The following is a 13427-nucleotide window of genomic DNA, read 5'->3' on the forward strand; positions in this document are numbered from 1 at the left end:
GACGTCGTACGCGTACGTCTCGCCGCGCGGCACGATGAAGCTGCGTGAGGGCACGTCGTTCACCACCGCCCAGACCTTCCACGGCGTGCTGCCGTCGCTACCCGACCTCGGCGCGTACGACAGGACGAGGCTCGGCGACTACGTCAGGCAGGAGGCGAACGCCGCCGACCCGTGGAAGGGCGCGACCGACACCTACTGGACCGGCAAGGCGCTCGGCCGCCTCGCCCAGCTCGTGCCGATCGCCGACCAGCTCGGTGACACGGCCTCCCGCGACCGGCTGCTCGGGCTGCTCAAGGGCGAGCTGGAGAGCTGGTTCACGGCAGGGGGCGCCGAGCAGTTCCGTTACGACTCCACCTGGGGCGTGCTCACCGGCTACCCGGCCTCGTACGGCAGCGACACCGAGGTCAACGACCACCACTTCCACTACGGCTACTACCTGATGGCCGCCGCGACCGTGGCGAGGTACGACGCGGCCTGGGCGGCGAACTGGGCGCCGATGGCGAAGCTGCTGGCCGCCGACGCGAACAACTGGGACAGGTCGGAGACCCGGTTCCCGTTCCTGCGCAACTTCGACCCGTACGCCGGCAACGGCTGGGCGTCCGGGCACCAGGGCTTCGCGGCGGGCAACAACGAGGAGTCGTCGTCGGAGGCGATGAACTTCGCGGCCGGGGCGATCCTCCTCGGCGCGGCGACGGGCGACACCGCCCTGCGCGACCTCGGCGTCTACCTCCACACGACCCAGACGTCGGCCGTCGCGCAGTACTGGTTCGACAAGGACGACGCGGTCTTCCCGGCCGGGTTCCGGCACGACACGGCGGGCATGATCTGGGGCTCCGGCGCGGCGTACTCCACCTGGTGGACCGCCAACCCGGAGGAGATCCACGGGATCAACGTGCTGCCGGTCACCGGCGGATCGCTCTACCACGGGCTGTACCAGGCCGACGTGAAGCAGAACCTGGCCGAGATGGAGGCGGGCAACGGCGGCCCGGCGGTCGAGTGGAAGGACGTCATCTGGGAGTTCCGGGCGCTCGCCGACCCGGCCGCGGCCAAGAGCGCGTGGGACGCCGGATACACGATGCTGACGCCCGAGCCGGGGGAGTCGCTTGCGCACGTCTACCACTGGATCTACAACCTGGCCCGGATGGGGGTGGTCGACCCCGGCGTGACCGCCGACAGCCCGACCGCCGCCGTGTTCGTGAACGGCTCGGCGTGGACGTACGTCGCGCACAACTTCGGCTCGTCGGCCAGGGTCGTCACGTTCTCGGACGGCAGGACGCTGACCGTCCCGGCCCGGTCCACGGCGACCAGCGCGGGCACGTCCTCCTCCCCGTCCCCGTCACCGTCCGCATCACCGTCCCCGTCGCCCTCGCCTTCCCCGTCACGTTCGCCGTCTCCGTCGCCCTCTCCGTCGCCGTCGCCGTCTCCGTCGCCCTCTCCGTCGCCGTCGCCGTCTCCGTCGTCCGGCGGGGTGGACGCGCGCTCGACCATCCAGGCCGAGGCGTACCAGGCGCAGAGCGGCACGCAGGTGGAGACGACCCAGGACGCCGGCGGCGGGCAGAACGTCGCCTACATCGGCAACGGCGACTGGCTGCGCTACGACAACGTCGACTTCGGCTCGACGGCGGCGCGGCAGTTCAAGGCGCGGGTCGCCTCCGGGGCGGCGGGCGGGGCGAGCGGCCTGGTGCAGGTGCGGCTCGACAGCCTCACCGCGGCCCCGATCGGTGACTTCGCCGTCGGCAACACCGGCGGGTGGCAGAGCTGGCAGACGATCCCCGCGAACATCACGGGCGTCACCGGCAGGCACACCGTCTACCTCACCTTCAGCAGCGGCCAGCCGGCCGACTTCGTCAACCTCAACTGGTTCACGTTCGCCACGTCCTGACGAACGACCCGCGGTGGGCGGCACGTCCCGAGCGACGTGCCGCCCGCCCACGGCGCGCTTCCCCGGCGTCCCGGCGGCCCGAGGCGGCGGACGCCTGCGCAGGCCGGGGCAGGGATCTCCTCGCGGCCCTCCTCAACCGGCCGAGTGTCGCAGGCTCTCCCGGTACCGCTGAGGGCTCATGCCGTGTTCCCGCTTGAAGGCCGTGCTCAGCGCGAAGGCGGTGCCGTACCCCACCTGCCGGGCCACGGCCTCCAGCGTCGCGTCCGTCTCACGCAGCAGGTCGGCCGCCAGTGCCAGCCGCAGCCCGGTCAGGTAGGCCATCGGCGGCTCGCCGACCAGCCTCCCGAACCGCTGCGCCAGCGCGGCGCGGGAGACTCCCGCCCGGCCGGCCAGTTCGGCGACCGTCCAGGGCCGGGCCGGCTCGGCGTGCAGCATCCGCAGCACCGGCCCCACCACCGGGTCGCCGTGCGCCCGGTACCAGCCCGGGGCCTGCGCGTCCGGCCGGGAGAACCAGGCGCGCAGCACGGCGATCAGCAGCAGGTCGAGCAGGCGGTCGAGCACCACCTCCTGACCCGGTTCGTCCCTGCCGATCTCCCGGCCGAGCAGCGTGACGAGGGAGCCGTCCCAGGAGTCGCCGGGCAGCACCAGCAGCGTGGGCAGCGCCGCCAGCAGTCGCCGGGTGACCGCGCCGCGCGCCTGGTAGGCGCCGACGAGCATCACGGCCGAGCCGTCCGGGTCGTTGCCCCAGCCGCGCGTGCCCAGGTCCATCTCCGCCGACAGGCTTCGGCCGTCCGGGGTGGTGCAGACCTGCCCGGGATGGATCACGACCTGTGGCGGGGTCGCCGGGTCGTCGGCGACCGTGTAGGGGCCCGGTCCGCGCACGACCGCCACGTCGCCGGGTCCCACCCGTACGGTCCGGTCCCCGTCCGGGGTGATCCACGCCTGGTCGCGGAGCATCGCCACCAGGCACAGCGGCGCCTCGTCCCGGATCCGTACCGACCAGGGCGGGCTCAGCGTCGCCCGCAGCAGGAAGGCCCCGCGCGCCCGGGGCCCGTCGAGGAGGTCGGCGAGCGCGTCCATGGCCAGATCGTAGACGGCCACGTATGCGGACGAGCTTCTCGGCGATGTCGCCCGGCGCCGTCCGCCGATTGACTGATCACCATGACGACGACACCGGACATCCCGGTCGCTGTTCCGGCCGCCCTGTCCATGCTCATGACCGCCGGGATGGCGGGCACCTTCTTCGGCTTCTCGGTCGGTGTCATGCCGGGCCTGAACGCCGCGCCGGCCTCCTCGGCGATCGACGCGATGAACGCCGTCAACGCCAGGATCCAGAACCCGGTGTTCCTGGCGGCGTTCGTCCTCGCCCCGGTCGCCGCCGCCGCGGCGGGCGCCCTGCTGCTGACCCGCTCCGGTTCCGGCGCGGCCTGGCCCTTCTTCGCGGCCGCGGCGGTGTACGCCACCGGCGTGATCCTGCCGACGGCCGTGGTGAACGTGCCGATGAACGACGCCCTCGCCGCCGTGGCGGTCCACGGTGACCCGGCGGAGGCGGCCAGGATCTGGTCGGACTACGCGGCCCGGTGGACCACCTGGAACACCTTGCGGGCCGCGGCCGGCGCGGTCAGCCTGCTGCTGACGGGGTACGGCGCCTACCGCTGGGGACAGGGCTCCTGACAGGGCGCTTTCCCGTCCGTCGCGGCACCCCGATCCGGGCGGGCATCTGAGCAGAGAGCGCTCTCGCTTATCCGCCTTTATGGGCACCTTAAACGGGAGAGAACGCTCTCTCAGATTTCACAGATCCTCTTGACGCGAGTGAGATTCGAAGGGGACAGTGGCGCTCAAGTGGTCCGCGGTCGCGGTGCGCGGGCCCTCACGGCTCCTCGCCGGACGCCGCCGTCCGGCCGTACCGACGTGCATTCGTCTCCGCCCGTGAGGCCCACCCGCACCCCCCATCCCCTCGCCGCGACGACCGGACCGAGGAGAGAGGTACTCATGCGTGTGCTCCACTCCCCATGGCGGCGCTCGATCGTGGCGCTGCTCGCCGCCACCGCCGCGGTCGCGGCCCTCGCCGTACGGCCCGCCGACGCGTCGGTGCCCGCGACGCCCTCCGGCTGGTCGCTCGTCTGGTCCGACGACTTCAACGGTTCGTCGGGATCACTGCCGTCGTCCAGCAACTGGATCATCGACACCGGTCACGCGTACCCCGGAGGCCCGGGCAACTGGGGAACGGGTGAGATCCAGAACTACACGGCCGACCCGGCGAACCTCAGCCTGGACGGCGGCGGCAACCTGCGCATCACCCCGATCGGCAGCGGCCAGAACTGGACCTCCGCCCGCATCGAGACGCGCCGTTCCGACTTCAAGCCCGCCGACGGGCGCGTCCTGCGCATCGAGGGCCGCATCCAGATGCCGAACGTCACCGGCAACGCCGCCCTCGGCTACTGGCCGGCGTTCTGGGCCCTGGGCTCGCCGTACCGCGGCAATTACCAGAACTGGCCGTCCATCGGCGAGCTCGACATCATGGAGAACGTCAACGGCGTCAACGCCGTCTGGGGCACCCTCCACTGCGGCGTGAACCCCGGCGGGCCGTGCAACGAGACCAACGGCCTCGGCACGAACCGGGCCTGCCCCGGCTCGTCCTGCCAGTCGGCGTTCCACACCTACCGCTTCGAGTGGGACCGCAGCGTCAGCCCCAACCAGCTGCGGTGGTACGTCGACGGCCAGCAGTTCTTCAGCGTGAGCCAGAACCAGCTCGACGCGACGACCTGGTCGAACATGACGTCCCACTCCGGCTACTTCCTGCTGCTCAACGTGGCCGTCGGTGGCGGGTTCCCCAACGGGGTCGCGGGCTTCTCCACGCCCACCTCGGCCACCGTCTCCGGGCGGCCGATGCTCGTCGACTACGTCGCGGTCTGGCAGAGCGGCGGCGGGAGCGACCCGTCGCCGTCGGCCACCCCGAGCAGCCCGTCGGGTGGCGTGGACGCCCGTTCCACCATCCAGGCCGAGGCGTACCAGGCGCAGAGCGGCACGCAGCTCGAGGCGACCCAGGACGCCGGCGGCGGGCAGAACGTCGCCTACATCGGCAACGGCGACTGGCTGCGCTACGACAAGGTGAACTTCGGCTCGACGGCGGCGCGGCAGTTCAAGGCGCGGGTCGCGTCCGGCGCGGCGGCCGGCGTGAGCGGCCTGATCCAGGTGCGGCTCGACAGCCCGACGGCCACCCCGATCGGCGACTTCGCCGTCGGCAACACCGGCGGGTGGCAGAGCTGGCAGACCATCCCGGCCAACATCACGGGCGTCACCGGCACGCACACGGTCTACCTCACCTTCAGCAGCGGCCAGCCGGCCGACTTCGTCAACCTCAACTGGTTCACGTTCGCCACGTCTTGAGCCGTCCGGGCGGGGACCATGAGGGTCCCCGCCCGTGCTCGCCCTGTCAGCCGGTGGGCTGGACGGTGGCGGGTGACTCCGACTCGGTCGGCGTGGCGGGAGGGGAGCCGCCGGGCGACTGCCCCGGCGCCTCGCCCGGAGCGCCGGGAGCACCCGGAGCACCGGGCGGAGACGGCGCCCCCGGGCCGCCTCCGCCGTGACCCGGCAGCGGCGGCCGGCTGGCGTCCGCGATCAGGACCGCACGCGGGTTGTCACCCGGCGTGCCGATCACCCACACCTGGTCGCCCTGCTGGATGCCCTGCAGGCCCTTGTAGTCGGAGACGATCCTGGTCGACTCGTCCACGGCGTAGGCCCGGCCGCCGACGGAGATGGAGTCGCTCCGCACCGAGTCGACCGCGCCAGTCTGGCTCGTGAAGGTCTGGTAGTCGTCCTGGCCGGGCCGCCCGGGCTGCGGCTGTCCCTGCCGGAGCCAGGCGAGCTCCGCCAGGCCGAGCTGGCCTGCGCCGAACTGGATCGGGCCGGGCCGCTCCTGTTTCGCGTGTTCCACCTGACCAGCCTGGCCCGCTGGTACGGCACGGGACGGTGCGTGGTCGCCGGGAGCGTAGGCCGCGGCGAGGCCGGCACCGGTGGCGATCGTGAGCGCCGCGGCGACTCCGAGGAGAAGACGAGGCCGTTTTCCTCGCGGTGACGATGGCTTCTCCTCCGCGTTCCTGCGGAATTCGGGACTGGTCATCGGTTCGCTCCCTCCGCTCGGCCTCCAGGCGGCGCGGGCCACGCCGCCCTCGGGCGCGGCGCAGCGCGGTATGAAGTGGCCGGCGTGGCTCGGATATGCGCGGACATGGGCGGCTGTGCCCGTGGCGAAAGGTCGCGTGTCCGGTGTGTGCGGCCCGCACATGGCGCGACTGATCGCAGAGCGGCGCACGCGGTCTCGCCCAGAAGGGCTGCCCGGCACACCTGGCCGGGCCGCCCGCGATCCGTCCGGTCAGCCGCCGGTCTGCGCCGGTCGGCCCGCCCTCGGATCCCCTCGCCGCCCTACCCCGTCGAGTACGGCGGTCACCGCGTGATCGGTAAAGCCATCGTCCGGAGGCGATTGCCGGAATACGACCCGCAGCCGGCCGGCCCCGGCGAGCATGTGCATGATCGGCATCGGGCCGGCGGGCGGGCGTTCCTGAGGCCCGGCCTGATCAGCCCGAGGCCGTACATCTTGGTCGGGTCAGAGCGGTCTGGGACTCTCGACGAGGTCCCGTACGGTCTGGATCAGCTCGGCGGGGTCGAAGGGCTTGGTGAGATAGGCGTGCACACCGATGTCGAACCCCCGCCTGCGGTCGTCCTCCTGCGCGCGGGCCGTGATCAGCATGACCTTGATGTGCTGGGTGCTCGGATCCCGGCGGAGCCTGGTCGCCGTCTCCCAGCCGTCCATGCGCGGCATCATCACGTCGAGCGTGATGACGTCGGGGGCGACGTCGCCCACCCGGTCCAGGCAGTTCTGCCCGTCGTACGCGGTCTCGACCTCGAACCCCTCAAGGGTCAGGTTGACCGCGATGAGCTGCCGGATGACCTCGTCGTCATCCACCACCAGCACGCGTCCCAGAAGCTCACCCACGGGCGCCAAGTTAGCCAATGAGGAGGGGTGGGCGCGCGGTTTTCGCCGATCCGCCCGCCCCGGCGTCGAGACAGCCGTATTGGTGTGACGAACGGCCCTCAAGTGCTGGTAGCCTTGTTCCCGGTTGAGCCCCCTTAGCTCAGGGGATAGAGCACCGGCCTCCGGAGCCGGGAGCGCAAGTTCGAATCTTGCAGGGGGCACCACCCAAAGGCCAGGCCGGACTTCGTCCGACCTGGCCTTTCGTATCCCCGGCATACTGGCGGTTCCGCCACCCTGTGACGCCGTCCGACACCTGGCGACGACAGCCGGGCGGCCCGAGGGGATCGTCCCTCGGGCCGCCCGGCCGGCGGCCTCATCCCCCGATCGCGGGCATGCTCTCGGGAACGGTCTCCGCCGCCGCGTCCTGTTTCGAAGTCGAGAGAAGCTCCACCAGGTGATTCGCGATCGCGGAGATGGTGGGCTGCTGCCACAGCAGGGTCGTGGGGAGACGGCAGCCGAAGCGCTTCTCCAGGCGCCGCCGGACCATGACGGTCATCACCGAGTCCAGCCCCTGTTCGACAAGGGGACGCCGGATCGCCAGGTCCTCGGGGGCCAGCCTCATCACAGCCGCGATCTCCGCGCAGACCTCGGGCAGGACGCGCTCGTGCAGGACCTCGGGCGCCAGGCCGCCGAACGACTCCGCGGGCTGCCGGAAATCCTCCTCGTCCGGGGCGGGCGCGTCGATCACCGGATAGCGGAGCCCCGAGAGGTGTCCCACCACCCGGCCGTCCAGGTCGGCCACCAGCGCTCGCACGGTGTCGTCGGCGGCCGGGTCCACTGCCGCGTCGATGATCACCGTTGTGGGCGGCGTCCCGGTCAGCACCACCTCGTCGATGTGCACCACCATGCGCAGCACCGGATCGCCGGGGAACACGCAGGGCGCCACGGACATCGCCGCGTCCAGAGCCGAAGCCCAGCCCCCCGGTTTCTCGGTGCGGACCGTGGCCCGCAGCACGCCGTCTCCGCTCAGCAGCGTCTCGATCGTCCAGTCGAAGCCCGTCGAGGGCACGCCGACGGTGGCCAGCCGGTTGTGCACGAAGCCGGGGTCCATCGGGGTGAGACCACCGGCGTCCGGCAGCACGTCGGGCTTCACCTGTCCCGGAGCGGCCACGTCCGCGGTGACGTGCACCAGCCAGGCGGGTTCCGGCTCGTCGGGGCCGGCCGGCGTACGGGCCGCGAGCCGTATCGCCGGAGGCTCGTGCACGACCTGGATCTGCCTGCGCTGCGCGGTCATCAGCGGATGCATCATCTCCACGTCTGTGAGCGTGACGTCCTCGTCCTCGACCGCGTGCAGGAACGTGTTGACCAGCACGGCGGCGGGCACGATCTCGACCCCGTTGAGGGCGTGGCTGCCCGGGTAGGGCCGGTTGGCGTCCTCCAAGCAGGTCCGCCACACCCGGGTACGGCTGCCCGCGAGGCTGGTCCCGGCTCCGAGCAGGGTGTGAGAGTGCACGTCATGCCCTCGGTTGCCTTCCTCGTTGTAGGACTCGCGCCAGTGGCGGCGGTGCTGCCAGGCGTACGGCGGCAGATCGGTCAGGCCGCCGGACGGCTGCAGCCGGCTCCAGTCCACATCGACGCCGTGACAGTGCGCCGTGCCCACCGCGACGAGGAAGGTCTGTAGCTCCGGCTGGTTGCGGCGCAGTGACGTGCCGACGAAAACGTCCTCGAACCCGTTCTCCGAGAGCGTCTCGGTGACGGAGTGCGCGACCACGGGGTGGGGAGAGATCTCCAGGAACACACGGTAGCCGTCCTGCGCCGCAGCCGTCGTCGCCGCGGCCAGCCGCACGGGCTCCCGGAGGTTCGCCGCCCAGTACGCGCTGTCCAGGACGGGCGTGGACCGGGGGTCCGCCAGCGCGGTCGTGTACATGGGGATGCGGGGCGCGCCGAACGAGAGATCGGTGGTGGCGGCGGCCAGTTCGACGGCCAGAGGATCCATGTGCGGGCTGTGGAAGGCGACGTCCGACGCCACCCGCCGCACCACGATGCCCTCGGCCGGCCACTCGTTCACCACCACCTCGACCGCGGCGACGTCGCCGGCCAGCACGGTGGAGCCGGGCGCCGACGAGATCGCCGCCACCAGGTCGGTACGGCCGGCCAGCCTGTCGGCCGCCTCCTCGAAGGACAGGTCGACCATCACCATGGCCCCCTTGCCCTCGGCCTGACGCAGCAGCCGCGAGCGGCGGCAGATCAGGCGGGCGCCGTCGGCGACGGTCATCGCGCCGGCCGTCACCGCCGCCGCGATCTCACCGACGGAGTGGCCGATGACGGCCTTCGGAGCGACCCCGTACGCGTTCCACAGCCTGGCGAGGCCCAGCTGCATCACGAAGATCATGGTTTGCACGCGGTCGATCGTGTCGAGATCGCCGTCGGCCAGGACCTGCCGGGGAGAGAAGCCGATCTCCTCAGCGAAGATCGGCTCCACCTCGTCGACCAGGGACGCGAACTCCGGCACGGCGAGCAGCTCCCGCCCCATCCCGCGCCACTGGCATCCCTGCCCGGAGAAGACCCAGACCGGACCGGGACCGAGCTCGGGCAGCACGTCCCCGGTGAGGACGGCCTCGGCCGGCACGTCGTCCGCGAGTCTGCGCAGGCCGGCCGCGAGCTCGTCCCCGTCAGCCCCGATCACGACGGCGCGACGGGGCAGATGGGTGCGCCGCAGCGCCAGCGTGTGCCCCGCCGACGCCAGGTCGAGCCCTTTCTCGAAGTGGTCGGCGAGCCTGCCCGCGTACTGCCGCAGAGCCTGCTCCGACGCGGCCGACAGCGGGAACAGCCGCTCTCCCGTCTCCTCGTCCCGGGGCATCGGCTGGGCCGGAGGAGCCTGCTCCAGCACGATGTGCGCGACCGTGCCGCCGTACCCGAAGCTGGAGACGCCCGCCCGGCGGGGGTGGTCGCGCTCGGGCCAGGCCGACCGCTCGGTCACCACGCGAAGGCCCGAGGTCTCCCACGGGATGGCCGGGTTCGGGCTGTTCAGCACGCTCGGGGGGATCTCACCCCGGTCGAGGGCGAGCACCGCCTTGATGACGCCGGCGATGCCGGCGGCGCCTTCGAGGTGACCGATGTTGGACTTGACCGAGCCGATGAGGCACGGGTCGCCGGGAGGCCGCCGCGTGCCGTACACGGAGGAGAGCGCCCCCGCCTCCAGCGGGTCGCCGAGCCGGGTCCCGGTGCCGTGCGCCTCGATGTAGTCGACGGTGGACGGCTCGACGCCCGCCTGCCGGCAGGCCCGGATCATCACGTGTTCCTGAGCCTCCCCGCACGGCGCCATGATGCCGTTGGTGTGCCCGTCCTGGTTCACGGCGCTGCCGATGACGAGCGCGAGGATCCGGTCGCCGTCGCGCCGCGCGTCGGACAGCCGCTTGAGCACGACCACGCCGCAGCCCTCGCCGCGTCCGTAGCCGTCGGCCGAAGCGTCGAACGACTTGGACCGCCCGTCGGGGGCCAGGGCTCCGGCCGTGCCCAGCGTGAGGGTCTGGCCCGGGGAGACCAGCAGGTTGACGCCGCCGGCGAGGGCGACGTCGTTCTCGCCGAGCCGCAGACTCTGCGCGGCCAAGTGCAGCGCGACCAGCGACGCCGAGCAGGCGGTGTCGATCGCCATGCTGGGCCCGCGCAGGTCCAGGGAGTAGGAGATGCGGTTGGCGACGGCGCAGGTCGCGGCGCCGATCCCGGTCCACGCCTCGATCTGGGGCAGGTCCTCCAGGAGGCGGCCCCCGTAGTCGGCGGTGCAGACCCCCATGAACACCCCGGCGTCGGTGCCGGCCAGCTCGTGCGGCGGCAGGCCGGCGTTCTCCAGGGCCTCCCACGCGGTCTCCATCAGGATCCGCTGCTGCGGGTCCATCAACTCGGCCTCGCGGGGCGACAGGCCGAAGAACTCCGCGTCGAAGCCCTCGATGTCGCTCAGGAAGCTGCCGTGACGCACGGCGCCGCGCAGCGCGGCGGCGTATTCGGGGCTCCGGTTCTCGTACCGGCGCCAGCGTTCGGCGGGCAGCGATCGGGTCGTGTTCCGGCCGTCGCACAACAGGTCCCAGAACTCGTCCGGTGAGTGGGCGTCGCCGGGAAGACGGCATCCGATCCCGATCACCGCCACTGGTTCCACCCGGGCTCCGCGCGGACTATCGACCATCTGCGTTCATTTCCCTTCGATTTCCGACCCATTGAGGAAGATCGAGCATCTTGATCACGGCGCTGGAGACGGTCACTCCCGGCCCTGTGCCGAGCATCAGCATGTGGTCGCCGGGGCGCAGTTGCCCGGTCATGAGCAGGTGATCGAGGGAAAGGACCTGGTCGCTGGCCCCGCAGTGGCCGATGGTGCGGCCGTAATCCCAGGTCGAGCGTGACATGGGCAGGTCGAGCACGGCCATGCACCGCTGTTCGACGATCTCTTCGGAGTAGTTCATGAACGCCACCCGAGTGAGATCGCCGGCCTTGATTCCGCTCTCGTCCAGCGCGCGCTCGACGACCTCCATGAGGGCCCGCTGGATGTTGAACAGCGCCGAGGTGGCCTCGCCCTTGGGCATGACCTGCTGCCGGAACTGCTCGTTCCGGGCCGCGAAGCTGATCCGGCGCCCGACCGTGACGCCCGGGGGGAACAGGGGTTCGCTGCCCCGGTGCAGTTCCTCGGCCTCGGCCACTGTCGTGGTGCAGACCGACATCAGGCGCGCGAAACCCGCCTCCTTGGTGAGCACGAGCGCGCTGGCGGCGTCCCCGCCTATGTAGCCGGGGCCCATCCGCCACCGGTCCATCAGCGGCGTGCCGTAATTGTCGGAGGCGACCAGCAGGGCGGCCTGCCGACCGGGAGCGGCGCCCAGGTAGCCGGCCGCGAGTTCCAGGGCGATGAACATCCCGTTGCAGCCCTGCCGGATCTCGGTGGCCAGGACGTCCCCGCCGACCAGATGACGCTGCAGGTAGGAGTGCGGGGGCCAGCCGTCCGGTCCCTGGTGCCACGTCGAGGCGTACAGGAGGAGATCCAGGTCGGCCGGTGCCCGCCCGCTGCGCTTGAGCGCGCTCTGCGCCGCGTGCAGGGCCATCTCCGGAGCCGGCAGGTCACCGGCCACCGCCGTCCCCGCCAGGTTGTGCAGTTCGGCCTCTTCGGCCGGGTACCAGCCTTTGGCGACGGCCTTCTCGACACTGACGACGGTCCGCGGGAGGAAGGCTCCCACTCCGCTGATGTACGTGTCCGCCCACTGCATGACTCTGCCCTCGCTCCGCTAGACGGATTCGAGTTCTCTGACCATCGCCACGATGGTCAGGACGTCCTTGAAGTTCTCGGGGTCGAGCTTCGCGGCGGGGATCGGGACGCCGATGTCCCTCCGGAGGAAGTTCAGCAGCCGCGCCGTCCGCAGGGAGTCCAGGAGACCCGACTGAAGGAGCGGGGTCGTCTCGTCGACCTTGATGTCGTCGCCCTCCAGGACGAGGTTCTCCTGGATGTAGTCGATCAGCCTCTGGGTGATCTCGGTCATGCGCGTGCTCCTCTCTTGACGGGAGAGGTGGAAAGGACCCTGAACACCGCAGCGGCGACGGACGTTCCGGAGCCGAACCCGACCATGAGCAGGTGATCGCCGGCTACGAGTCCGCCGGTCGCGATCAGATGCTCGAAGGCGATGAACTGGTCCACCGCGCCGCAGTGGCCGACGCGCCGCCCGTAGTCCCAGGTGGTCTGGTCTTCGTCGACGCCCAGCCAGGACATCTGCCCGTCCAGGTCCTCGCGACGGCCGTGCGGGAACGCCACCCGTGTGATGTCGGCGAGTCCGATCCCAGCCTCGTCCAAGGTCTTTTCGACCTGTTGCATCATCGTTTTTTGAATCGTCAGGTGGATCCCGGTTCCCTGCCTCTGGAGCAGCCGCTGGCGGAACTCCTCGTGCCGGTCTCCGAAGCTCAGCCCCCTGCCGACGGTGGCGTCCGGGGGGAACAGGGGGTAGGCGCCGTCGTTGACCGCGTCGGCCTCCGGGATCACCGTCGCGTTCACCGACAGGAGCTCGGCCATGCCGTACTCCTTGCCGAGGAGGAGCGCGGCCGCGGCGTCGCCGATCAGCGCTCCGGGGGTCATCCGCCAGCGGTCCACCAGCGGGGTGCCGTGGTTGTCCGAGGAGACGACCATGGCCGTCTCCCGGTCGGCGTCGGCCTGCAGGTAGCTCGCCGCCAGCTCGAGCGAGCTGATCATCCCTACGCAGCCGCTCCGGATCTCGAACGCCGGCACGTTCCCGCCGAGGAGGTGCATCTGCAAGTAGTGCTGGGGCTGCCAACCGTTCGGGCCCTGGTGCCAGACCGACGGGTAGAGCAGAAGGTCGAGATCGCGCGGGGAGGACTCACCCCAGCGGTCGTACGCGTCCAGGACCGCGAGCCGCGCCATCTCGGGCGCGGGCATGTCGCCGGCCACCGCCGCGCCGATCTGCTGGAACTTCTCGGCCTCGTCGGCCGGGTACCAGCCCTCACGAACCGCCCGTTCGACGCTCACGCTGTCAGGCACATAGACGCCGAGGCTCCTGACGAACATGTTGGATGTACGCACACGTCCCC

General features: G+C 71.4%; 11 protein-coding genes, 1 tRNA gene and 1 pseudogene. 5 read left to right on the forward strand and 8 right to left on the reverse strand.

Annotated features, from left to right (window positions below; translation table 11 throughout):
* Positions 1-34: 34 nt before the first annotated feature.
* A pseudogene (locus tag HHX40_RS38120) lies at positions 35-1051 on the forward strand (glycosyl hydrolase); the annotation flags it as partial.
* Positions 1052-1125: 74 nt separating this feature from the next.
* On the opposite strand, the gene HHX40_RS38125 reads toward HHX40_RS38120, so the two are convergent.
* Positions 1126-1488 carry a hypothetical protein gene (locus HHX40_RS38125; protein WP_396787661.1) on the reverse strand — a complete coding sequence of 121 codons (363 nt, stop codon included), beginning with the start codon at positions 1486-1488 and terminating at the stop codon, positions 1126-1128.
* Here HHX40_RS38125 and HHX40_RS38130 point away from each other — a divergent pair.
* Entirely contained in the window at positions 1469-1882 is a 414-nt protein-coding gene (locus HHX40_RS38130) for a carbohydrate-binding protein (RefSeq protein WP_396775627.1), read from the forward strand. The genes HHX40_RS38125 and HHX40_RS38130 overlap by 20 nt on opposite strands.
* Positions 1883-2014: 132 nt before the next feature.
* On the opposite strand, the gene HHX40_RS07410 is transcribed toward HHX40_RS38130, so the two are convergent.
* On the reverse strand, positions 2015-2962 hold the full coding sequence (locus HHX40_RS07410) for an AraC family transcriptional regulator (protein WP_182879981.1): 948 nt from the start codon (positions 2960-2962) through the stop codon (positions 2015-2017).
* A gap of 81 nt (positions 2963-3043) precedes the next feature.
* Here HHX40_RS07410 and HHX40_RS07415 point away from each other — a divergent pair, with 81 nt between their 5' ends.
* Together HHX40_RS07415 and HHX40_RS07420 are read left to right on the forward strand one after the other, a co-directional pair.
* Positions 3044-3556, forward strand: coding sequence for a DUF1772 domain-containing protein (locus HHX40_RS07415; protein WP_182879898.1), 513 nt, complete (start codon positions 3044-3046; stop codon positions 3554-3556).
* Positions 3557-3874: 318 nt separating this feature from the next.
* Positions 3875-5272, forward strand: a complete 1398-nt coding sequence (locus tag HHX40_RS07420) for a glycoside hydrolase family 16 protein (RefSeq protein ID WP_182879899.1) — start codon at positions 3875-3877, stop codon at positions 5270-5272.
* A 46-nt stretch (positions 5273-5318) separates the two neighbouring features.
* Here HHX40_RS07420 and HHX40_RS07425 read toward each other — a convergent pair whose 3' ends face one another.
* Together HHX40_RS07425 and HHX40_RS07430 are read right to left on the reverse strand one after the other, a co-directional pair.
* The gene (locus HHX40_RS07425; protein WP_182879900.1) at positions 5319-5819 is read right to left on the reverse strand and encodes a DUF5666 domain-containing protein; all 501 of its coding nucleotides are present in this window, start codon (positions 5817-5819) and stop codon (positions 5319-5321) included.
* 666 nt (positions 5820-6485) lie between these two features.
* Positions 6486-6875 (reverse strand): response regulator transcription factor, encoded by a 390-nt coding sequence (locus HHX40_RS07430; protein WP_244302343.1) that lies wholly within the window; start codon positions 6873-6875, stop codon positions 6486-6488.
* Positions 6876-7003: 128 nt separating this feature from the next.
* Here HHX40_RS07430 and HHX40_RS07435 point away from each other — a divergent pair.
* A tRNA-Arg gene (locus HHX40_RS07435) sits at positions 7004-7078 on the forward strand.
* A 149-nt stretch (positions 7079-7227) separates the two neighbouring features.
* Here HHX40_RS07435 and HHX40_RS07440 read toward each other — a convergent pair.
* From HHX40_RS07440 to HHX40_RS07455, 4 genes are read right to left on the reverse strand one after another with little or no spacing between them, the layout of a single operon-like run.
* Positions 7228-11007 (reverse strand): type I polyketide synthase, encoded by a 3780-nt coding sequence (locus HHX40_RS07440; RefSeq protein WP_310737982.1) that lies wholly within the window; start codon positions 11005-11007, stop codon positions 7228-7230.
* A 16-nt stretch (positions 11008-11023) separates the two neighbouring features.
* The gene (locus tag HHX40_RS07445; RefSeq protein ID WP_182879902.1) at positions 11024-12100 is read right to left on the reverse strand and encodes a ketoacyl-ACP synthase III family protein; all 1077 of its coding nucleotides are present in this window, start codon (positions 12098-12100) and stop codon (positions 11024-11026) included.
* Positions 12101-12118: 18 nt separating this feature from the next.
* Positions 12119-12370 (reverse strand): acyl carrier protein, encoded by a 252-nt coding sequence (locus HHX40_RS07450; RefSeq protein WP_111700718.1) that lies wholly within the window; start codon positions 12368-12370, stop codon positions 12119-12121.
* A complete protein-coding gene (locus HHX40_RS07455) occupies positions 12367-13419 on the reverse strand; it encodes a ketoacyl-ACP synthase III family protein (protein WP_244302346.1) in 1053 nt (350 codons plus the stop codon). The genes HHX40_RS07450 and HHX40_RS07455 overlap by 4 nt, the downstream gene beginning before the upstream one ends.
* Between the last annotated feature and the right edge of the window lie 8 nt (positions 13420-13427).

This window comes from Microbispora sp. H10949 (assembly GCF_014161435.1).
GTDB lineage: Bacteria > Actinomycetota > Actinomycetes > Streptosporangiales > Streptosporangiaceae > Microbispora > Microbispora triticiradicis.